The 20,195-nt window shown below is 72.0% G+C and carries 21 protein-coding genes; 10 read left to right on the forward strand and 11 right to left on the reverse strand.

Annotated features, from left to right (window positions below; translation table 11 throughout):
• The first annotated feature begins 59 nt into the window (after positions 1–59).
• Positions 60–419 (forward strand): hypothetical protein, encoded by a 360-nt coding sequence (locus J2S43_RS14915; protein ID WP_306829630.1) that lies wholly within the window; start codon positions 60–62, stop codon positions 417–419.
• Here the strand turns inward: J2S43_RS14915 and J2S43_RS14920 are convergent, their stop codons facing one another.
• Complete coding sequence (locus tag J2S43_RS14920; RefSeq protein ID WP_370881628.1) at positions 420–1,388, reverse strand: tyrosine-type recombinase/integrase; 969 nt, start codon at positions 1,386–1,388, stop codon at positions 420–422.
• Positions 1,389–1,503: 115 nt separating this feature from the next.
• Between J2S43_RS14920 and J2S43_RS14925 the strand changes: the two genes are divergently transcribed.
• The 3 genes from J2S43_RS14925 to J2S43_RS14935 all read left to right on the forward strand — a co-directional run bounded on the left by J2S43_RS14925 (position 1,504) and on the right by J2S43_RS14935 (position 4,399).
• Entirely contained in the window at positions 1,504–1,995 is a 492-nt protein-coding gene (locus J2S43_RS14925) for a DUF6624 domain-containing protein (protein ID WP_306829631.1), read from the forward strand.
• A 554-nt stretch (positions 1,996–2,549) separates the two neighbouring features.
• Positions 2,550–3,470, forward strand: a complete 921-nt coding sequence (gene hemC, locus J2S43_RS14930) for a hydroxymethylbilane synthase (protein ID WP_306829632.1) — start codon at positions 2,550–2,552, stop codon at positions 3,468–3,470.
• A 218-nt stretch (positions 3,471–3,688) separates the two neighbouring features.
• Positions 3,689–4,399: a hypothetical protein gene (locus tag J2S43_RS14935; RefSeq protein ID WP_306829633.1), complete on the forward strand. Its 711-nt coding sequence runs from the start codon at positions 3,689–3,691 to the stop codon at positions 4,397–4,399.
• Between the two features lie 12 nt (positions 4,400–4,411).
• Here J2S43_RS14935 and J2S43_RS14940 read toward each other — a convergent pair whose 3' ends face one another.
• Together J2S43_RS14940 and J2S43_RS14945 are read right to left on the reverse strand one after the other, a co-directional pair.
• Positions 4,412–5,221, reverse strand: a complete 810-nt coding sequence (locus J2S43_RS14940; protein WP_306829634.1) for an SDR family NAD(P)-dependent oxidoreductase — start codon at positions 5,219–5,221, stop codon at positions 4,412–4,414.
• On the reverse strand, positions 5,218–6,795 hold the full coding sequence (locus J2S43_RS14945) for an ABC-F family ATP-binding cassette domain-containing protein (protein WP_306829635.1): 1,578 nt from the start codon (positions 6,793–6,795) through the stop codon (positions 5,218–5,220). The genes J2S43_RS14940 and J2S43_RS14945 overlap by 4 nt, the downstream gene beginning before the upstream one ends.
• Before the next feature lie 187 nt (positions 6,796–6,982).
• Here J2S43_RS14945 and J2S43_RS14950 point away from each other — a divergent pair, with 187 nt between their 5' ends.
• Positions 6,983–7,360: a VOC family protein gene (locus J2S43_RS14950; protein ID WP_306829636.1), complete on the forward strand. Its 378-nt coding sequence runs from the start codon at positions 6,983–6,985 to the stop codon at positions 7,358–7,360.
• Between the two features lie 40 nt (positions 7,361–7,400).
• Here J2S43_RS14950 and J2S43_RS14955 read toward each other — a convergent pair whose 3' ends face one another.
• A complete protein-coding gene (locus J2S43_RS14955) occupies positions 7,401–9,050 on the reverse strand; it encodes an SMI1/KNR4 family protein (protein WP_306829637.1) in 1,650 nt (549 codons plus the stop codon).
• A 55-nt stretch (positions 9,051–9,105) separates the two neighbouring features.
• Entirely contained in the window at positions 9,106–9,678 is a 573-nt protein-coding gene (locus J2S43_RS14960) for a GNAT family N-acetyltransferase (protein ID WP_306829638.1), read from the reverse strand.
• A gap of 133 nt (positions 9,679–9,811) precedes the next feature.
• Between J2S43_RS14960 and J2S43_RS14965 the strand changes: the two genes are divergently transcribed.
• Positions 9,812–10,420: a pentapeptide repeat-containing protein gene (locus tag J2S43_RS14965; protein WP_306829639.1), complete on the forward strand. Its 609-nt coding sequence runs from the start codon at positions 9,812–9,814 to the stop codon at positions 10,418–10,420.
• Positions 10,421–10,475: 55 nt separating this feature from the next.
• Here J2S43_RS14965 and cydB read toward each other — a convergent pair whose 3' ends face one another.
• Together cydB and J2S43_RS14975 are read right to left on the reverse strand one after the other, a co-directional pair.
• Positions 10,476–11,519, reverse strand: a complete 1,044-nt coding sequence (cydB, locus tag J2S43_RS14970; RefSeq protein ID WP_306829640.1) for a cytochrome d ubiquinol oxidase subunit II — start codon at positions 11,517–11,519, stop codon at positions 10,476–10,478.
• A 20-nt stretch (positions 11,520–11,539) separates the two neighbouring features.
• On the reverse strand, positions 11,540–12,952 hold the full coding sequence (locus J2S43_RS14975) for a cytochrome ubiquinol oxidase subunit I (RefSeq protein WP_306829641.1): 1,413 nt from the start codon (positions 12,950–12,952) through the stop codon (positions 11,540–11,542).
• 183 nt (positions 12,953–13,135) lie between these two features.
• On the opposite strand from J2S43_RS14975, the gene J2S43_RS14980 reads away from it, so the two are divergent.
• The 3 genes from J2S43_RS14980 to J2S43_RS14990 all read left to right on the forward strand — a co-directional run bounded on the left by J2S43_RS14980 (position 13,136) and on the right by J2S43_RS14990 (position 15,292).
• Complete coding sequence (locus J2S43_RS14980) at positions 13,136–13,909, forward strand: lysophospholipid acyltransferase family protein (protein ID WP_306829642.1); 774 nt, start codon at positions 13,136–13,138, stop codon at positions 13,907–13,909.
• 73 nt (positions 13,910–13,982) lie between these two features.
• Positions 13,983–14,906, forward strand: a complete 924-nt coding sequence (locus J2S43_RS14985; protein ID WP_306829643.1) for a helix-turn-helix transcriptional regulator — start codon at positions 13,983–13,985, stop codon at positions 14,904–14,906.
• A 20-nt stretch (positions 14,907–14,926) separates the two neighbouring features.
• Positions 14,927–15,292 carry a VOC family protein gene (locus J2S43_RS14990; protein WP_306829644.1) on the forward strand — a complete coding sequence of 122 codons (366 nt, stop codon included), beginning with the start codon at positions 14,927–14,929 and terminating at the stop codon, positions 15,290–15,292.
• Between the two features lie 605 nt (positions 15,293–15,897).
• Here J2S43_RS14990 and J2S43_RS14995 read toward each other — a convergent pair.
• Positions 15,898–16,695: an SAM-dependent methyltransferase gene (locus J2S43_RS14995; RefSeq protein ID WP_306829645.1), complete on the reverse strand. Its 798-nt coding sequence runs from the start codon at positions 16,693–16,695 to the stop codon at positions 15,898–15,900.
• A 63-nt stretch (positions 16,696–16,758) separates the two neighbouring features.
• Here J2S43_RS14995 and J2S43_RS15000 point away from each other — a divergent pair, with 63 nt between their 5' ends.
• Positions 16,759–17,253 carry a YcxB family protein gene (locus J2S43_RS15000; RefSeq protein ID WP_306829646.1) on the forward strand — a complete coding sequence of 165 codons (495 nt, stop codon included), beginning with the start codon at positions 16,759–16,761 and terminating at the stop codon, positions 17,251–17,253.
• A 75-nt stretch (positions 17,254–17,328) separates the two neighbouring features.
• On the opposite strand, the gene J2S43_RS15005 is transcribed toward J2S43_RS15000, so the two are convergent.
• From J2S43_RS15005 to J2S43_RS15015, 3 genes are all read right to left on the reverse strand, one after another.
• On the reverse strand, positions 17,329–18,435 hold the full coding sequence (locus J2S43_RS15005) for an acyl-CoA dehydrogenase family protein (protein ID WP_306829648.1): 1,107 nt from the start codon (positions 18,433–18,435) through the stop codon (positions 17,329–17,331).
• Positions 18,436–18,535: 100 nt separating this feature from the next.
• Entirely contained in the window at positions 18,536–19,450 is a 915-nt protein-coding gene (locus tag J2S43_RS15010) for an RNA polymerase sigma factor (protein WP_306829649.1), read from the reverse strand.
• Positions 19,451–19,498: 48 nt separating this feature from the next.
• A complete protein-coding gene (locus J2S43_RS15015; RefSeq protein ID WP_306829650.1) occupies positions 19,499–20,077 on the reverse strand; it encodes a TetR family transcriptional regulator in 579 nt (192 codons plus the stop codon).
• Positions 20,078–20,195: the final 118 nt, after the last annotated feature.

A 20,195-nucleotide genomic window follows, 5' to 3' on the forward strand; every position in this document is an offset into this window, starting at 1 on the left:
GCCTCTCCCCCGGTTCGCCGACGACGCCGTGGCGGGAGCCTGATCCGACGAAGCACGATGTGACGCCGTTGAGTCCGGTGGCGCCGGTGCCGGCGCCGTTGCCGCCGGTGTTCGCGCAGGTCCAGCCGTATCATCCGGCCTACGCGCCGCCGTCGCGGCCGTTGAGGTCGACCGGGGCGGCGGTGATGCTGGAGCTGTTCCTTGGTCTGTTCGGGTTGTTCGGCGTGGGTGCGCTGTATGCCGGGAAGACCGGTCTCGGTGTGACGCTGATGGTGAGCTACTGGGTGCTGTTCTGGGTGAACGTGGCGTTGGCGTTCGTGCTGATCGGCCTGTTCACCGGCCCGCTGACCTGGCTCTTCTACATGATCTTGTCGCCGGTGCTGGCGGCCCGCGCGGTCGACCAGCACAACGCCTACTGATCAGCCGCGGCGGCGGGCGCGGGCGGCCCAGATGGCGTAGGCCGGGTCGCGGTCGAGGTTGTGGCGGTCGCGGTCGTAGCGGCGGGTGGTGCGCGGGTCCGCGTGGCCCATCGCGTCCTGCACGTCCTCCAGCGGTACACCCTCCGCGCGGGCCGTGGTCGCGAACGCGTGTCGCAGCGAGTGCGGGGACAGCTGTTCCCAGGCGGGGATGCCGGCCTCCCGGGCGAGCTGCCGGACGAGGCGGAACACGGCGTGCCGGTCGAGTCGGCCGCCGCGGGCGGTGACCAGCAGCGGGCCGTTCAGGTCGGCGACCGCGACGCCGGCCGCGGTCGCGCGGGCGTGCAGGTAGGCGTCGACGGCCGCGGACGTACCCGGGGTGAGGGCTCGTCGTCTGGCTTTTCCGCCCTTGCCGGTGAAGCGGACCGCGCGGTGGCCGCGCTCGTAGCCGATGTCGCCGACGTCGAGTCCGCAGAGTTCGCCGACGCGCAGGCCGAGGTCGGCGAGGAGCGCGATGACCGCGCGGGTGCGGTCGGCGGTCGGTCCGGTGGCGGCGTCGGCGGCCGCGAGGAGCGCGTCGACCTCGGCCGGGGTGAGGCCGACGGTGCCGGAGTGGTCGCGGTCGACGTGCGGCCGGTCGGCGCCGGAGACGGGGTTGCCGGGGACAGCGTCGAGGCGGTGCAGGAAGTCGTACCAGCTGGACATGGCGGAGAGTTTGCGGGCGACCGTGGTCGCGGCGAGGCTGGTCTCCAGCTGGCGCGCGTAGGCGTTGACGTGCAGGAACGTGGCGGCGAGCGGGGAGAGTCCGCGGTCGTCGCACCAGGTGAGCCAGCCGGTGATGTCGCGCTTGTAGGCGGCGCGGGTGTGTGCGGACAGTCGGCGGTTGGCCAGCCACGCGTCGGTGAAGTCGGCCGCGCCGCCGGCGGTGTCGAGTGCGCGGTGGGCAGCTGGGATGACGGTGCCGATCTCCACGTCGGACACGATGCCACGCGCGGTGGCCTGTCCCCAACTCTATCGGGCGCTACAGCCGGTTCCGGTCCTGCCCCGGGCCGATTTCTCGCCGCCGGGTGGTGCCTAGGGTGGCCTGGTGACGGACACCGCATTGCAGTCGGAGTTGACCGAGATGGGCCGCGTCGACCTGGAGGTGACCAGGGCCGCGCTCGATCAGGACGATCATGAGGCGCAGCTGGCGTGGCGGCGGGTGACCGCGGCGCACGCGGAGCGGCTCGCCGAGATCCTGGATGTGCACGGCTGGCCGGGCGACGACCTGGTCGGCCGGGAGGCCTCGCAGGCCGCGTGGAAGGTGGCCCAGCACGCCGACCATCGCCTCGACGTGCAGCGGCTGGCGTTGACGATGCTGTCGGAGGCGGTGGCCGAGGGCCGGGCCGCCGTCCGTGACCTGGCGTTCCTGACCGATCGGGTCCGGATCAACGAGGGGCGCCGGCAGATCTACGGCACCCAGATCGCGGGGGTACGGGACGGCAGGCCGGTCCCGTGGCCGCTGGAGGAGCCGGAGCGGATGGAGGAGTTGCGGGCTGCGGCCGGAATCGAGTCGTTCGCGGCCCAGACCGGCGTCTAAGCGACGCGCAGGAGGGCGGCCGTGGCGTTGTCGTGGCCGCCCGCCGCGAGCGAGTCCTCGATCAGTCCCCGGGCCGCCTCGGTGAGCGGCTTGCGCAGCTGCTCGTCGAGGCGGCCGAAGCTGACCTGTTCGGCGATCCCGTCGGTGCAGCGGTGAAGGTGGCCATCGCGGTCCGCCCGGCCGCGGCACTCCCCTCACCCGCCCCCATCCCGTCCGCCACGGCGACGAGGCTCCCGAGGTGCAGGACGTCGAAGTTCGCCGGGTAGCGGTTCCCGACGCAGGTCGCGCCCGCGACGGTGAGGCGCAGCGCGGGGTGCGGCGGTCGGCGTTCGTCCGAGATCGCGGTCGTCACGTCCACAGCTTCCCCTACGGACGCACGTAACGCGGCCTCAGTAGCGCTTCAACGTGACCGTTTCAGGTATTGACCGGTGGGGCAACCGGACGGACCGTTGATTCCGGGTGCGAGCTCCCGGCCGTACCGATGAAGCATTGATTGTTGCCTTGGGTTGTGGACTGGCTGTCGGTGACTCCGCGGAGAGGACTAGCCTGCGGTCATGGCTGTGTCGCGTGTGGTGCGGGTCGGGACGCGGAACTCGCCGATGGCGCTCGCCCAGGTGGAGCGGGTCAAGGCGCTGCTGACGGCGGCGCATCCGGATGTCAGCGTCGAGGTCGTGTCCATGACGACCAGCGGGGACCGCTGGCAGGGCAGTCTCGCCGCGCTCGGCGGGAAGGGCGCGTTCACCAAGGAGGTCGACGCCGCGCTGCTGGACGGCCGGGTCGATCTGGCCGTGCACTGTGTCAAGGATGTGCCGGGTGACCGGCCCGCGCCGGCCGGGACCCTGATGGCCGCGTTCATGGCGCGTGACGACGTGCGGGACTGCCTGGTGCATCCGGGTGGGCTGTCGATCGGTGAGCTGCCGGCCGGGACCCGGATCGGCACGTCCGCGGTGCGCCGGGTGGCGCAGATGGCGTTGCACTGGCCGCACCTGACGCCGGTGCCGATCCGTGGTAACGCGAACTCGCGGCTGGCGAAGCTGGACGCCGGTGAGTACGACGCGCTGCTGCTGGCCGTGTCCGGGCTGGAGCGGATCGGCCTGCCGGAGCGGGTCACGCACCCGATCGGCACGGACACGATCGTGCCCGCGGTCGGCGCCGGGACGCTGGTGGTGCAGGTCCGTCAGGACGACACCGACCTGCGGGACCTGGTGGCGTGCCTGGACGATCCGCGGGCGGTCCGGGAGACCACGGCGGAGCGGACGATGCTGCACATCCTGCAGGGCAACTGCCACAGCCCGATCGGGGCGCTCGCGCGCACCGAGCCGGATGGCCGTCTCAGCCTCCGCGCCCGCGTGATCAGCCTGGACGGCAAGACCGTCCTGGACGTGCACGAGTGGGCGTCCGACCCGATCACGTTGGGCACGTCCGTCGCGGCGGCGCTACTGCGTCAGGGCGCCCGGGACGTGCTCGGCCTGTAGCCGCGCGGCTTCTCCCCGCCACGGCGGGCCCGGTGCCCGCCCGGCCACGACGGGACCGGTGCCCGCGGGAGCACTCGGAACGTGACCACGCCGGAAGCGGGCAGCTCGGTTCTTGATCCTTGCCTTGGATCCCTTGTGGCGCAGGGGCAGCCGCGAAAGTGTCGGCGGGGCCTGGTAAGAATGCGGCCACTGGACGTGTGTACGGAAAGAGGAGTCTGATGGCTGCCGCAGGAGCCGCGATACGCGGACTGACGCCGGACGAGTTGCACCAGATCAAGCAGACCCTGGCGGGCGGCCGGAAGCCGAAGGTGATGTTCACCGAGTCCGCCGGCCAGATCGCGGGTCAGATCGGGCAGGTGATCGAGCTGCAGGACCCGGAGACGTCGGAAGAATATGTCGTGGTCCGGTTCGGGCGTGATGAGCTGCCGTTCTCCCCCGCCGACCTGACCATCCCGCCGAAGGGCGCGACCGGCCGCAAGGCCCCCGAGCCGGAGCCGGAGGTCGTGCCCGAGCCGGCCGCGCCGGAGCCGGAGTTCATGGTGGTCCGGGAGCGGCCGGTCCCGGAGAAGAAGACCGAGGAGCAGAGCACAGTGACGGAGACGCCGGAGGCGGCGAAACCGCCGGTGAAGAAGGCGGCGGCGAAGGCGGTCAAGCCGAAGGGCCCGGCCGGGCTGACCGTGACGCTGGCCTACGACAACGGCGAGTGGACGGTCGCGGCGCAGCAGGGCACCAAGGCCCTCGCCAAGCCGTACGTGGTGAAGCCCGCCGAGGCCCTGAAGATCGTGGCCCTGGTGGACGTGCCGGGTGTGCACGAGGCGGTCGAGGCGATCCTGTCGTCGGAGCGGGCCGAGGCCGAGCAGCAGGCGGAGAAGCTGCGCGCCGAGCTGGCCGAGGTCGAGGCGCGCCTGGCCGAGTTACGGGACGTGTGAGGAGATCACCGGTCACCGCATGGAGATGCGGTGACCGGTGATCCGGCGGGCGGCGTCCGAGGTCAGCCACGCGATGACCTCGGCGACTTCGGACGGTGCGGCGACGCCGAGCCAGTGCGGGTCGGCCTCGACCGAGGAGGCGACCGCGTCCGTGATCCACCCGGTGTCGGTGACCGGCGGGTGCACCATGTTCGCGGTGATGCCCAGCGGTGCCAGCTCGGTCGCCGCGGTCATCGTGTAGTTCTCGTGCGCCGCCTTCGCCGCGCCGTAGGACGCCTCGCCGGGGAATCCGTGCGCGGACCCGGAGGTCAGGCCCACGATCCGCCCCCAGCGGGCACCGCGAAGAGCGTGCCGGCGGGCGAACTCGGCGATCAGCAGCGCGGGCGCGCGGGTGTCCACCGCGAACTGGCGGTCGAATCCGGCCACGGTCACCGGTGTGAGCGGCCGGCCGAACGTGTCGGTGGCGTCCGGGGAGAACGTGTCGGCGAGCCAGCCGCTGGCGTTGTTGACCAGGATGTCGACCGGTCCGAAGTGCTCCTCGGCCGCGTCGAACAGCGGCCCGGCCACGTCGGGGCCGGACAGGTCCGCCTCGACCGCGGCCGCCGTGCCGCCGGCTGCGTTGATCCGGTCCGCGACCGCCGACACCGGCGTCGCCCGGTCCGCGGCGTACGCGGCCGGCATCGTCGGGTCCGGCCGGTGCGCGGACGGCGGCATCGCCAGCCCGGTCAGCAGCACCGCGTCGCCGCGCGCCGCGAGCGCCTCCGCGACGGCCGCGCCGATCCCCTGGTTCGCGCCCGTCACCAGCGCGATATGCCTGCTCACAGCGCCACCTCCCGATTCAGTCCGATGGCCTGCGCGAAGTACGCGTCGTGGGTCACCACGATCAGCGTCCCCTGGTACGCGCGCAGCGCCTCCTCGATCACGTCGAGTGCGTCGAAGTCCAGGTAGTTCGTCGGCTCGTCCAGCAGCAGCACCCGCGCGGACGAGTTGACCATGATGGCGAGCAGCAGCCGGCGCAGCTCCCCCGCGGACAGCGTGGCCAGCGGCGCGTCCCAGGTCTCCGGCCCGAACAGGTGCGCGTCCAGCAGCGCCTCGGCCTCGTCGGCGTAGACCGGCACGTGCGCCCGGAAGTGCTCCAGCACCGTGGCCTTGGTGCGCAGCGTGTCGTGGGTCTGCGGGAGCAGCGACACCGGCGCGCCGGTCACCTCGCCCGCGTCCGGGGTCAGCTGCCCGGCCAGCACGCGCAGCAGCGTGGTCTTCCCGGACCCGTTCGGCCCGGTGATCCGCACCCGTTCCCCGCCCGCCACATCAAGATCGAAATCTTGCAGCAGGGTACGGACGGAGATCCCGTGGGCGGCCAGCCCGGACGTCTCCGCCTCGCCGAACGCGAGCGTCAGCGGCGGGCGGGTCTGCGGCTGCGCGATCCACCGTGCCGACTCCATCTGCCGGCGCAGCCGCCGCTCGCGCGCCTTCGCCTTCTTCGCGACCTTCTTGGCGTACCGCCGGAGTTGGTCTGTGCCCAGGCCTCTGCGCATGGTCGTCTCGACGCCGAGCGCGTGCTGCCGGGTGCGCGCGATGTCGTCCTCCCAGCGGCGCAGGTCCTTCTGCTGTGCCTCGTAGTCGAGCAGGAGTGCCTGCCAGCGGCGGGTCTTCTCCTCGCGGTACGCGGTGTAGCCCCCCTCGTACCGTTGCGGCTCGGTGTGGATGCCGTCGAGCTCGACGATGCGGGTCACGGTCCGGTCCAGGAACGCCCGGTCGTGGCTGACGACGAGCAGGCCGCCCGGGAACGCGGCCAGCCACCGGCCCAGCCAGTCGATGCCGTCCGCGTCCAGGTGGTTCGTCGGCTCGTCCAGGACCAGGATCTGCTCGCCGGTCTCCGGCGTGGCCAGCAGCACCCGGGCGAGCGTGAGCCGGGCCTGCTCGCCGCCGGAGATCCGCCACAGCGGGGCGTCGTCGTCGAGGTGTGCGACGTCGAGGCGTTGCCGGACCTCGGCGAGCCGGTTGCCGGCCTCCCAGCCGCGCAGGTCGGTCCAGCGCTCCTGAACCCGCCCGTACTCGTCGAGGACCTGCGGCGTCGTGGCCAGGCGGCGCTCCAGGTCGTGCATGCGGGCCGCGAGGTGGTGCACCTCGCCGAGCCCGGCCGCGAGGTAGTCGCCGACGGTCTGGTCCGGGTCCGGGACCTGCTGCGCGAAGTAGCCGATCGTGGTGCCGGGCGCGCGCGTGACGTGCCCGGTGTCCGGCCGTAGCTGTCCGGTGAGGACCTTCAGCAGCGTGGACTTGCCGGCACCGTTCGGCCCGACCAGCCCGACCCGGTCACCGGGGCCGAGCGTCAGGTCGACGTCGGTGAACAGCGGCTCGGCGACGAACGAGACGGACAGGGAGACGGCTTTCAACATGAGACACCCCAGCGGTACGCGTGACGATCACGCCGCGGCAGCCCTTCTGCTGCTGGCGGCACGGCACGAACCCGTGGGAATCACATGTTCCGCGCTCACCCTCCTCCGGTCGACTCCGCACAAGACTGCCGTGGGTCCTGGCCCGGCGCAACCGAATTTGTCGGACCCGGTTGCTAGCGTGACCGGCATGTTCGATCACGTGGGCGTCCAGGTCGCGGACGTCGAGAGGTCCCTCGCGTTCTACCTGGGCGTCTTCGCCCCGATCGGGATGCGCGAGGTGAAACGCTTCCCGGTGCCACCGTCGATCGTGGTCGGCCTCGGCCTCGGCGGCGAGCCCGGCTTCTGGCTCAGCCCGTCCGGCGGCCCGGAGACGCGCGAGCTGCACATCGCGTTCCCGGCCCCCGACCGGGCCGCGGTCGACGCGGTCCACAAGGCCGCGGTCGCGGCCGGCGCCCGGGTGCTGCACCCACCCCGCATCTGGCCGGAATACCACCCGGGTTACTACGCGGTCTTCCTCCGCGACCCGGACGGCCACAACGTCGAGGCGGTCCACCACACCCTCTGAGCGGGCTGTCCGCAGCGTTCGCCGGGACGCGACGAGACGCTCAGAGCATGATCCACTCCAGGCGGTCGCCGGTGAGTGCGGGGCGGTAGTGGCCGGCGAACGGCTGACCGGTCTCCAGTGACGTGGCGGTCTGCTCCAGAAGCTCGGCGACCGAGGTGGGCCAGTCGTCGTCGAAATGCCCGCCGTCCTCGTCGTGGAACAGGCCGATCCGGCCGGGCACCGGGCTGTCCCGGCGCTGGTCGATGAACAGGCGTGCCCCGGCGCCGGAATTCGCGAACGGGATGTATCCCTCGTTCCACCACCAGTCCAGGTCGGGGAACGAGTCGGCGAGGACCCTGCAGAGCATCTGCCGGTCCTGGACGATCCGGGCCACGCTCACCGGCTCGTGCATGAACGGCAACGGGAAGTCGCCGCCCTCGGCGCCGTCGTGCCGCAGCAGCGACGCGACCAGGTCCGGTGGGAACGCCACCGACATGCGCTCCTGCGCCGCGTCGATGTCGGCCGCGCGGGCGCCGGGCCGCAGCGACGCGTGGCTGGCCGGCGCCTTCGCGGCCAGCCACGTCTCGATCCGCTCCCATGCGCCGTCGACCCGGCTCGTCACGTCCGCACCCGGCCGGGCCGGCTCACCGTCGAGCTGGTCCACCGGGCAGACCTGCGCCACCGGCACGCCAGTGAGCGACGGCGACGGCGTCGGTGCGGGAACGCGCGGGCTCGGCGCGGCCGTCCACCCGGCGGTGACCTCCCGCGACTCCGGCCGGTCGCAGAACGCCAGCCCGACCGCGGCCAGCGACATCGTCACGAACAGCGCGATCAGCGCGAGCGCCACCCGGACCCCGCTGGTCACCGGCGGCGCAGCAGGGACGGCGGGGCGCGCCGCCGGCGCGGATTCCGGGTCGCGGCCGCTGGAGGCGTGCAGCATCGGGTTGAGGTAGCCACGCGCGGCCTCCCGGTCCGACACATCCACGCCGGCGGGAATCCGCCCGGCCGGCGTGACGGGTAACCGATCCGCAAGATCACCAGGTGCCGGGGCCTCCGCGTCCGTGGCGCCCTGAGCTGCCGCGCCCGGATCCGTACCGCTGCCGGCTCGCGCCTCCCGGTCTGCCGGCGCCGCGGCGGGCGTGCCGCCATCCGTCGCGGCCGTCACGCCGTCCTCGGCGCGTTCCGGCATCGGTGGCGGACCGCCGGCCGGGCCTGCGGCTGTCCTATCCATCGGCGCGAGCCGCTCCGGCGTGGCCGGCCCGCCGACCGTGACGACCGTGCCGGCGAGGCCCCGGCCGGTCAGCGCGCCGAGCGCGAGCGTCGTGTGGTTGGCCGCGTCCGGGTCCTCGCCGGTGACGACCACGACCGGGGCGCCCAGCCGGGCGGCCAGGTCCGTCATGGTCCAGCCGGCCTCGCCGACCGGGACGAGCAGGCCCGGCACGCCCGCGACCAGCACCAGCCCGTGCGTGAGCGCCAGCGTGGAGACGAGGTCGAACGTCTCCGTCAGCGTCAGCGGATCCGCGCCGGTGTCGCGCAGCTCGGCCCGGGTGGCCACGGCCGGGCGAGCCCGGCCGACGGGCCCGCCGATCGCCACCACCGCGACCCGCACCGACGACGCCGCCGCCAGCGCCGCGACCGCGGCCTCCCAGTCCACGCCCGCGGACGTGGGCACCACGACCCACGGTCCGCCGTCCGGCCACAGTCTGCCCACTCGACGCCCCCGTCAGCGCGATCCGTCACGGCCCACGGCGATCGTAATCGACCACTTAGGACGGCAGTCCGGGGTGCCGCAGGATCCAGGCGTCGAGGCCGGACGCGGTCAGCTGGTGTGCGACCGTCCAGCCGGAGCGCTGGTAGAGGGCCACGTTGACCGGCGTGGCGGTCTCCAGGTAGGCGGGCAGCCCGTCCGCGGCGGCACGGCGCAGTCCCGGCTCCATCACCGCGCGCCCGAGTCGCCGCCCGGCGTGCGCCGGGTCGCGGGCGAGCACGCCCAGATACCAGTGCGGCCCGGCCGGCAGGTGCGGGTGGATCACCGCGTCGTAGGCGTCGACCCGGGCCGCCGCCTCCGCGGGCAGGTAGGACGCGGCCGGCGGCCACGCGCCTCCGGGACCGGGCGGGTCCCACATCGCGACCGCGGCCCCGCCCTCGGCGAGCCACACCGTCCCGGAGGCGACCCGCCGGTCGAACAGGTGCCCGGCGAACGCGGGCGCCAGCGCCGTGTAGGAGTCACCGGGAAACAGGTGCCGCAGCACGGGATCGGCCTCGAACGCCGCGACGAACGTGGCGACGACCCGTTCCCGGTCACCCGGCACCGCCTGGGTGATCATCGGTGTAGTCACCGGGCGACGATACGCCGGTCAGCGCGGCTGCCCGGCCCGGCGTGCCGACGCCGGTCCCGGCCGGTCAGCGCGGCTGCCCGGCCCGGCGTGCCGACGCCGGTCCCGGGACGGGCACGGCGATACGCTGCCGGGCATGGCGATCGACCCGACTCGGCTTCCGAGGACCGACACCGTGATCCGTGACGCCGACTGGGCGCTGGACGACCTGTCGGGGCAGGTGCACGAGCGGGTGGCGTTCTCCGGGGTGGATCTGACGGAGGCGACGAGCACGGGCGCGAGCTTCAGCGACTGCGTGTTCACGCGGTGCCGGTTCAACGCGGGGACTCACGTCCGTACCGCGATGGTGAACTGTGTCTTTGTGGGGTGTTCGTTCTTCGAGGTGAACCTGGAGGAGTGCAAGCTGGTCGGGAGCGTCTTCGAGGACTGCACGTTCGGGCTGTTCAGGGCGGCCGGCGGGGACTGGTCGTTCGTCTCGCTCGCCGGCGCGGATCTGAAGAAGGCCACGATCACGGGGGTACGGATGCGCGAGGCCGACCTGTCCGGCGTCAAGGCGGCGCACGCGAAGTTCCTCGGCGTCGACCTGGCGAGCGCGTCGTTCCGGGGTGCCGACCTCAGCGGGGCCGACCTGCGGGGCAGCAACCTGGAGGCGCTCGACCCGCTCACCGCGACGCTGAAGGGCGCCGTGATCGACACCGCCGGAGCGGTGCAGATCGCCGGCGCCCTGGGCCTCGACGTGCGCTGACGACACCGCGATCGGGGCGTCCCGCACGCCGGTGCAGCAGCGTGCGGGACGCCGGTCACGCACCGCCGACGGCGGAGCCGGCCGGGGAGGAGACCGCACCGTCGTCGGGGATGTGGTGCACGCCGATGCGCTTGCGGAACACCCAGTACGTCCAGCCCTGGTAGAGCAGCACGATCGGGGTGAACACCAGCGCGACCCACGTCATGATCTTCAGCGTGTACGCGCTGGACGACGCGTTCGCGATGGTCAGCGTGTTGGCCGGGTCGGTCGAGGACGGCATCACGTTCGGGAACAGCACGGTGAACAGCGTGACCACCGCGAGCCCGATGGTGATCGCGGTGCCGACGAACGCCCAGCCCTCCCGGCCGGCCCGGTTCGCCAGCAACGCGCCGGCCAGCGCGAGCGCCGCGACGGCCGAGATCGCCACGGAAGCGGCGTTTCCGCCGTGCGCGGAGACCGTCCAGGCCAGGAACGTGACCGCCAGGACCGCAGCGATCAGCCCGGCCCGGCCGCCGATCCGGTTGGCCCGGACCCGGATGTCGCCCTCGGTCTTCAGCGCCAGGAACACCGCGCCGTGCGTGAGGCACAGCGCGACCATGGTGATGCCGCCGAGCAGTGCGTACGGGTTGAGCAGGTTGAAGAATCCGCCGGTGTAGTCGAAGTTCGCGTCGATCGGCACGCCCCGGACGATGTTCGCGAAGGCCACACCCCAGAGCAGCGCCGGCGTGTACGACCCGAAGATGATCGCGATGTCCCAGTTGCGCTTCCACGCGGCGTCGGCACGCTTGCCGCGGTAGTCGAAACCGACCGCGCGGACGATCAGCGCGACGAGGATCAGCAGCAGCGGCAGGTAGAAGCCGGAGAACAGCGTGGCGTACCACTCCGGGAACGCGGCGAACATGGCGCCGCCCGCGGTGATCAGCCAGACCTCGTTGCCGTCCCAGACCGGGCCGATGGTGTTGATGACGACGCGGCGTTCCCTGTCGTCGCGGCCGAGCACGGGCAGCAGCATGCCGACGCCGAAGTCGAAGCCCTCCAGGACGAAGTAGCCGACGAACAGCACGCCGATGAGGATGAACCAGAAGGTTGCGAGATCCACGATCGTGTCTCCTAGCGCGATCAGTACGCGAACGCGAGCGGACGGTTCTCGTCGTCCTTCTCGTCGCTGTCGGGTTCGGGGTGGATCTCCGGCAGGCCGCCCTTGGCGTACTTGAGCAGCAGCTTCACCTCGACGACCGCGAGCGCGGCGTAGAGCAGCGTGAACGTGGTGAACGACGTGATCACCTCGGCCATCGAGACGCTGCGGGACACGCCGTCGCGGGTGAGCATCTCGCCGAAGACGAGCCACGGCTGGCGGCCCATCTCCGTGAAGATCCAGCCGAACGAGTTCGCGATCAGCGGCAGGATCGGCAGCGTGAGCGCGGCCATCAGCAGCAGCCTGCTGGCCGGGGTGCGGCCCTTGCGGGTCATCCAGAGCGTGAGCAGCGCGAGCGCGCCGGCGGCCAGACCGAAGAAGATCATCATGCGGAACGACCAGTACGTGACCGGGATGATCGGCGCGTAGTTGACGCCCGCGCCGTACTGCGCGGTGTATTGCTCCTGAAGGTTGTCGATGCCCTCGATCTCCGCGTGGATGTCACCCTTGCCGAGCCAGGACAGCAGGTCCGGGACGGTGATCGCGAAGACCTCCCGGCTGCCGTCCAGGCTGCCGATCGTGAGCAGCGAGAACGGCGCGGAGCTGGTCGTCTCGTAGAGCCCCTCGGCTGCGGCCATCTTCATCGGCTGCACCTCGGTCATGATCTTGCCCTGGAAGTCGCCGGAGATCAGCGTGCCGGCCGTGGCCAGGATGGTGACCCAGCCGCCGAACGTCACCGCCGTGCGGAACGCCGGCTTCTGGTCGTCCCGGCCGCGGTAGAGGTGCCAGAGCGCGACCGCGACGACCATGCCGCCCGCGACCATCAGCGCGCCGAAGAACGTGTGCGGGAACGTGGCCAGGGTGACCTTGTTGGTCAGCAGCGCGCCGATCGAGTTCAGCTCCGCGCGGCCGGTGTCCGGGTTGATGTGGAAGCCGACCGGGTTCTGCATCCAGGAGTTCGCCGCGAGGATGAAGTACATGCTCAGGATCGTGCCGATCGACGCGGCCCAGATCGTGGCCAGGTGGATCGGCTTCGGCAGCCGCTCCCACCCGAAGATCCACAGGCCGAGGAAGGTCGACTCGAGGAAGAACGCGACCAGCGCCTCGATGGCCAGCAGCGAGCCGAAGACGTCACCGACGAACCGGGAGTAGTCCGACCAGTTCATGCCGAACTGGAACTCCTGCACGATGCCGGTGACGATGCCCATGGCGAAGTTGATCAGGAAGAGCTTCCCGAAGAACTTGGTCAGGCGCAGCCACTTCTCGTCGCGCGTCCGGTACCAGATCGTCTGCATGATCGCGACGAGCAGCGACATGCCGATCGTCATCGGGACGAAGAGGAAGTGATAGACGGTGGTGACACCGAACTGCCACCGCGCGACATCCAACGCGTCCAAAGCTCCCCCACCCTACGGTTATCTACTACACAGAATCATACTACGAGCCGTAGTAGATGATACGTGGCCCCGGCGCCGACGATCAGGGCCGGAAGTCCCGGGCCGGCGGGCCCTCGTTCCCACCGGCGACGGGCCACGCCGGAAGTTCACGGAAACGGCAGCGCGCCTGGCAGGATCTTCGGCGTGACCGACACCACCCCGTGGACCGCGCCCGGCGTCTGGCGCGGCCTGCTGCTCGCCGCCCGCGGCGTGGTCGGCGCGACCGCCCGGCTGCGCGTCACCGGCGACGTCCCCGCGCCGCTGCGCCGCGGCCCGCTCATCCTCGCCGCCAACCACATCAGCCCGGCCGACCCGGTCGTCATGATGGCCGCCTGCCGCACCGCCGGGATCGCCCCGCGGATCATGGCGACCGGCGGCGTGTTCCGGACCCCCGTGCTCGGCGCCGTGATGCGCGCGTCCGGGCAGATCCGGGTGGACCGGCGCAGCGCCACCGTGGCCCGCGCGCTCGACGACGCCACGGCCGCGCTCCGCCAGGGCTCGGTAGTGCTGATCTACCCGGAGGGCCGGATCGGGCTGGACCCGGGCATGTGGCCGGAGCGCGGCAAGACCGGCGCGGCCCGGCTCGCGCTGGCCACCGGCGCACCGGTCATCCCGGTCGCGCAGTGGGGCGGCCACGAACTGATCCCCTACGACACCGCGCGACTCGGCGCGAACGCCCGCGCGGTCCTGCGCGACCTGCGGCGACGGCCGGTCGTCCGGGTCGGTTTCGGGCCGCCGGTCGACCTGTCCGGGCTGACCGAGGCGACGCCCGGCGACGCGCAACGCGCCACCGACCGGATCATCGACGCGATCACGGCCACGCTCACGCCGCTGCGGACGGACGAACCGGACCGCCCGCGGCACCGCGACCCGACCCGTCCGGCGGACATCTCGCGCATGCACCGTCGCCATGCATGAGAATTCCATCGGGCCGTAACACCGGTGCCCGTGCCGCCGTTGGTTCGTGTGCCGCAACCGTTGGGAGGCGCGCATGACCGTCGACTTCGGCGACCCCGAAGAAGCGTACGAGGCGATCAGAGCGGCATACGGCACCATGCGGATCTCCGCGGTCGGGCAGCACCACCGGATCCGGATATCCCGCGACGTGATCGGCCCGGCGGAACTGCACCGGGTGGTGTTCCCGATGCGCTTCGACGCCACCTCCCCGCCGCTCGGCTGGCTCGTCGCCGGCCGGGTCCGGGACGGCGCGATCACCTACCGGGACCGGCACCGCTGCGACCACTACGCCGCCGGTGACGTCTACCTGCTCGGCACGCCCGGCCAGGAGTACGACACGGCCGTGCACACGGTCGACGCGGAGTTCGCCCGGATCGACCTCCGCCTGATCAACCAGATCGCGGACGCGGCCACCGGCACGCCGGTCCGGTTCACCGGCTACCACCCGATCAGCCTGGCCGCGGCGGAACGCTGGCGGATCACGTACGGCTTCGCCCGGCACGACGCCGAGACCGCGGCCGCCGCACCGCTGCTCGCGGACACGATCAGCCGGCTGCTCGCCGCGACCGCGCTCTCCACGTTCCCGAACACCATGCTGCGCGACCCGACCATCGAGGATCGGCACGACGCCCACCCCGCCGCCGTACGCCGGGCGATCGCCTACATCGAATCCGGCCCGCACCGCGAGATCAGCCTCGCCGACATCGCCGGGGCCGCGCACGTGTCCATGCGCGCGGTGCAGCTCGCGTTCCGCCGCCACCTCGGCACCACACCGGTCGCCTACCTGCGCCGGGTCCGCCTCGCCCAGGCACACCGCGACCTGCACGCCTCCGCCCCCGGCACGATCACGGTGGACGCGGTCGCGGCCCGCTGGGGCTTCGCCGGCATCGACCGGTTCACCGACCGCTACCACGACACGTACGGCTGCACCCCGACGCAGACGCTGTACCGCCGTTGACCCCCTGCACACTGACTCCCATGATTGCCGCCGCCCACCTGCGCATCGCCCGCCCCACGCTCTCCCTGGCCGCCGCGGAACGCTTCTGGACCGCCGGCCTCGGCCTCGACGTGCTGTTCCGCAAGGACGACCTGCTGATGGTCGGCGCCCCCGGCGCCGCCTGGCACCTCGAACTCGTCGCCTCCGATGTCGCGCCGGCCCCGACCGCGGAGGACCTGCTCGTCCTCTACCTCGACGGCCCGGTCGACGACGCCCTCAGCACCCGCCTGACCGCCGCCGGCGGCCGCCGTACCCCACAGGGCGACTACTGGGACCGCTGGGGCGTCACCTTCACCGACCCGGACGGCTACCGCCTCGTCCTCAGCACCCGCGGCTGGAGCAACTAGGGCCTGTCCGACATCCCTCGTGAAGACGAACACACAAGGCTGTTTCCCGCTTCCGGCGCGGTCCGGTCCGCATGCCCGGAGCGGGCACCGGTCGTCGCCGAAGGGCTCCTCCCTGCGCGTTCGCCGGTGGCCGGCCCACCGCACCCGCGGCGGATACCCACAGCGAATGCTCAGCCATCGGGCGCGCTGACCGGCCGTCGCTGCCCGGGTGGCGCATCATGTGACCTCAAGAGCCGAAGATGTCTTCAGCGCGTAAGCCCCGTCCGAAATATCATGATAAAGGCGGGTCGCGACTGACCGCCAAAACGATCACGTGTGCCGAATCGTTGTTAAGGCGGCCGGAAAACAACAATTTGGCACACGTGATCGACTCTCGGCCGCCGCCGGACCGCTTGATCTTCTCTCGTGCGTCCCGCGCAGACCGCCGCCGCCCGGCTACCGCGTAGGCCGTCGACCACCCTGGAGTGCAAGGGCCGCCACCCACGAAAAGGCTGCCGGGCCAGCGAACCCCGACCTCGCCGCAGACCACGCCCTCCCCCGGTGCCCGAGGCCCGCCGGAGGCGAAACGCGACCGTCGCACGGAGGAAGGCGCGCAGCGAGTTTCGCTACGGTTTGCGGGCCACCGCGCCGTAGCCGTCGACGACGGGCGCGTCCGGTGTGTCCGATCGCCAGCGGGAGATGGAGACCAGGCCGGGTTCGAGCATGTCCAGGCCGGCGAAGCAGCGGGCGACCTGCTCCGGGCTGCGCAACGTGTACGGCACGGCGCCGGTGTCGTCGTAGCCCTGCTGGGCCTCGTCGAAGCCGTCGCTGGTGTTCGTGCTGTCCCACAGGATCAGGTAGCTGCCGGACGGGACTCCGGCCATCACCCGGGAGACGATCGAGACGACCTCGTCGTCGTCGGCGACGTGCCCGAGCACACCCATGAACATGACCGCGACCGGCTTCTGGAAGTTCAGCACGTTCGCCGCGTCCGACAGGATCAGATCCGGGTCGTGGAAGTCCGCGTCGATGTACGCGGTGACGCCCTCGGGCGTGGTGTTGGTCAGCAGCGCGCGGGCGTGCGCCAGCACCAGCGGATCGTTGTCGACGTAGACGATCCGCGCGTCCGGCACCGCCCGCTGCGCCACCTCGTGCGTGTTCTCCATGGTCGGCAGCCCGGTGCCGATGTCCAGGAACTGCCGGATGCCGCCCTCGGCCGCGACGTGGCGCACCGCCCGCATCAGGAACTTCCGGGACTCCTTGGCCAGGTCGACGATGCCGGGGAACGCGGCGACGTAGGCGTCGCCGGCCTCCCGGTCGACCGCGTAGTTGTCCTTGCCGCCCATCCAGTAGTTCCAGATCCGCGCCGAGTGCGGCACGTTCTCGTCGATCTTCGCAGCGGGCAGGTCGTCGGTCACCGACACTCCTCGATGTCCACAGGGGATTCTCGCCGTACACCGTAGCCGCTGTGCCACTACGATGCGACCGTGCAGATCTCGATAGCGGTGCCCTACGACGAGCGGCGGCTGCGGCAGACCCTCACGTTCGCCCTCCGCCCACAGGTGCGCGCAGCCCGGATCGGGGGCCTGTTCGCGCTGGTCCTGGGCACGCTCCTGATCCTCCTGGACCCGGCGCTCCCGCTGCCGTACCTCACGGTGATCATCGGTTTGTTCATGATCTTCGGGGTGGAGCCGTTCAACGTGTCCCGGTCGATGCGCATGCAGGCCCGGGCGATCCGCGACGGCCGGCACATCACGCTGGACGACGAGTGGCTGACGGTCACCTACCCGCTGGCCGAGTCCCGCTACCGCTGGGCCGGCCTGGACACCGTGATCGAGACGCCCGAGACCTGGTACGCCATGTTCGGCAGGGTCCAGGCGATCGCCATCCCGAAGGCCGAGATGACCGACGCCCAGCGCGCCGAGTTCGCCGCCTTCCTGACCCGCCTCCCGGCCACCCGCCTCACCCAGCCGACGGCCTGACGGCCGCAACAGCAACAACTCCCGCGGGGGTACGGCGTGGCGGCGCCGGCACAACGGCCGCGCCGCCGTGCCGGGTCAGACGAACGGCCAGCCGGAGGGCCGGCCGACCGCGAGACGGCCGGGGATCGTCCACTGCGCGGTGGACAGGTTCGCGGCCTGGGCTGCGGCCATGCCGTCGCGGAAGACGCGGCCGAGGCGGTTCTGGCGGTAGAGCGGCTCGGAGCTGCCCAGCTCGTACATGGCGACGAGCACGGCCCGGGAGACCTCCGTGACCAGGCACATCGCACCGCGTACCGCCGCGCGCTGCTCGTCGCTCGTCACCTGCCCGGCGATCACGGTGCGGTCCAGGTCGCGCTGTGTCGACAGCAGCAGGCCGCGGGCCGCGGCGACCTGGGACAGCGCGCGGCCGACCGCGGACGTCAGGTGGTCCTTCTCGGCCAGCAGGACGCCGTCCATGCCGCGCTTGACCTGCGCGATCGAGATGACCTCGTCGATCGCGGCCTGCGCCATGCCGATCAGCACGGCCGCGCAGCCGGGCATCAGCAGGTTCACGGCGGGCAGCCGGTACGCCGGGCGGTCGACCCACGGCGACGCGAACAGCGCCTGCGTCATGTGCGCCGGGACGAACACGTCCTCGGCCAGCACCGAGTTGCTGTCCGAGGCGCGCATGCCGACCGCGTCCCAGGTGTCGAGCACGGTCACGTCGGCCGCGGGCAGCACGCAGAAGCGCAGCCCGACCTCCGGGTCCGCGCCGGCCAGCAGGAACCACTCGGCCAGGTGCGCGCCGCTGACGATCTTCCAGCGGCCGGTGATCCGGAATCCGCCGTCGGCCGGGGTGAGCATGCCCGGCTGGCCGGAGTGGGCGATCAGCGGATCCCGGTCGCCGCCCCAGATCCGGGCGACGCCCTCCTCCGGGAGCCAGCCGGTGCCGAAGCCGACGTTCAGGTTCCACAGCACCCAGGCGGTCGGGCCGTCGATGCGCGCGATGCGGGCGTAGACGTCGAGCGCGTCCGCTACGGTCGCCTCGTATCCGCCCAGCTCGGCCGGGGTGAACAGCCGGAACGCGCCCCGCTCGCGCAGCTCGCCCAGCAGCTCCGGTGCGATGCGGCCGTCGGCTTCGGCGGCGTCGCGGTACTTCTCGATCGCCGGGCGCAGCAGCTCGGGCAGTTCCTGAATCGACACGATGTCTCGTCCTTCCGTGCGGGCCCGACGTTCAGGCCCTCCACGGACGAGATGCACCCCGGGGCCGAAAACTGCGCTGCCGCCCGGTGTGACTCGCGCCTCACACCCGGGGTGTCTGGCCGTAGGCGACGCCCAGGCGCGCGACGCGGCCCTCCCGCATGCGCAGCAGCCAGGCGAAACGCGGCGGGCAGTGGTCCGGGTCGGACGACGGGTTGTGGAAGTCGCCCTCCCACAGCACCACGTTGCGGCTGCCGACCGCGTCGTGCAGCGTCGCGGTGACGCCCGCGCCCATCGTTCGGTCGATCATCTCTCGCGCGGCCGCCCGGTCGCCGTGCAGCCAGCCCATGAAGACCACGGAGAAGTCCGGCCGGAACCAGTCGTCGATGATCCGGTCGTACCCGCCGGTGTGGATCACCGCGAAGTGCTGCTCGGCCTCCCGGCGCAGCGCCGCCGCCTCCGCGTCCGCGGCCTCGAACGCGGCACCGGCCGTCTCGCGCAGGGTCAGGGCCAGGATCCGGCGGCCGTCGCGCAGCCGGCTGCCGACCGTGTCCACGCCGATCCCGCACAGCTGGGAGATCTGCGCGTACGACGACATGCCGGTGAAGTAGCGCAGCAGCATCACCTCGCGGATCGGGTCGGACAGCCGCGCGATCGCGTGCCACACCCAGTCCCGCGTGCCGGCCCGGTCCAGCAGCTCGTCCGGGCCCTCCGCCGGTGACATCCACGGCTCCGGATCCGCGACCGGCGCCGGGATGCGGGTGCGCACCCGCATCCGGCACACGTTCCGCGTGATCGCCCGCAGCCACGCACCCGCCGCCTCCGGCTCCCGCAAGCTCGCGACCTGCCGGAACGCGCTGATCATCGCGTCCTGGACCGCGTCGTCGACCTCGTCGGTGTAGCCGAGTTCCCCGATCGCGGTGACCCGCATCGCCGCCCGGTGCCGCTCGGCCAGCGCCGCGAACGCCGCCACGTCACCGTCCCGCGCGGCACGCGCCAGATCCCCGTCCGCCTCCATCCGCGCCACTGTAATTCACCGCCCACCGGCCCCACACCGATCCGCCCATCAGCTCCGCGTGGTGGCGGGGCCGGCGCCGGCCTGGTCGAGGCAGCGCCGGAGCCGTACGAGGTACTCGTCGAAGGTCTCGTCCGCCTGCCAGGTCTGGTAGGCGGTGGAGGTCGCGGCGAAGGCGAGGTTGAACTGCAGCGTGGCCGTCATCGTGTCGGTGCCGGCGGCCCGGATGGCGATCCAGTCGTGCAGGTCGGCGCGGAACTGCTGACCGAGCTCCTGAGTCGACTGGGCGAGCGCGGGTGATCGTGCTTTGAGGCTGCGTTGCAGTGGCATGCGGTCCGCGAGGCGTTCGTTGAAGCCGATCATGATCGCGGTCAGGGAGTCCCACAGCGGTTCGCCGGCCGGGCGGGCGCTCATCAGTGCGCGCCAGTTGTCGCGTTCCTCGGGGTCCTGGTCGAAGACGACGGCTTCCTTGCTGGGGAAGTAGTTGAAGAACGTCGCGCGGGAGACGTTCGCGGCGGCGGCGATCTGCTCGACGGTGACGGCTTCGTAGCCGTGCCTGTCGAAAAGCCGTAACGCGGCGGCCCGGATCGTCCGCCACGCCGCCAGCTTCTTCTGTTCCCGCAGGTTCATCGTCTCACCCTCCCCGGGCGATCATAACTGTGATAGACGCCGTCCATTTTTAGACTGCGTCTAATCTTCGTGTACGGTCATGGAAGCGCAGCCGGTCGGACGGTCGTCCGACCGGCGC

This window comes from Catenuloplanes nepalensis, assembly GCF_030811575.1.
Lineage (GTDB): Bacteria > Actinomycetota > Actinomycetes > Mycobacteriales > Micromonosporaceae > Catenuloplanes > Catenuloplanes nepalensis.

What these genes read in the sequence shown, in the direction of transcription:
- hemC (WP_306829632.1), top strand. Translation starts at nt 2,550, where the DNA reads ATGGCTGTGTCGCGTGTGGTGCGGGTCGGGACGCGGAACTCGCCGATG.
- J2S43_RS14935 (WP_306829633.1), top strand. Translation starts at nt 3,689, where the DNA reads ATGGCTGCCGCAGGAGCCGCGATACGCGGACTGACGCCGGACGAGTTG.
- J2S43_RS14945 (WP_306829635.1), bottom strand. Translation starts at nt 6,795, where the DNA reads ATGTTGAAAGCCGTCTCCCTGTCCGTCTCGTTCGTCGCCGAGCCGCTG.
- J2S43_RS14950 (WP_306829636.1), top strand. Translation starts at nt 6,983, where the DNA reads ATGTTCGATCACGTGGGCGTCCAGGTCGCGGACGTCGAGAGGTCCCTC.
- J2S43_RS14965 (WP_306829639.1), top strand. Translation starts at nt 9,812, where the DNA reads ATGGCGATCGACCCGACTCGGCTTCCGAGGACCGACACCGTGATCCGT.
- J2S43_RS14985 (WP_306829643.1), top strand. Translation starts at nt 13,983, where the DNA reads ATGACCGTCGACTTCGGCGACCCCGAAGAAGCGTACGAGGCGATCAGA.
- J2S43_RS14990 (WP_306829644.1), top strand. Translation starts at nt 14,927, where the DNA reads ATGATTGCCGCCGCCCACCTGCGCATCGCCCGCCCCACGCTCTCCCTG.
- J2S43_RS15010 (WP_306829649.1), bottom strand. Translation starts at nt 19,450, where the DNA reads ATGGAGGCGGACGGGGATCTGGCGCGTGCCGCGCGGGACGGTGACGTG.
- J2S43_RS15015 (WP_306829650.1), bottom strand. Translation starts at nt 20,077, where the DNA reads ATGAACCTGCGGGAACAGAAGAAGCTGGCGGCGTGGCGGACGATCCGG.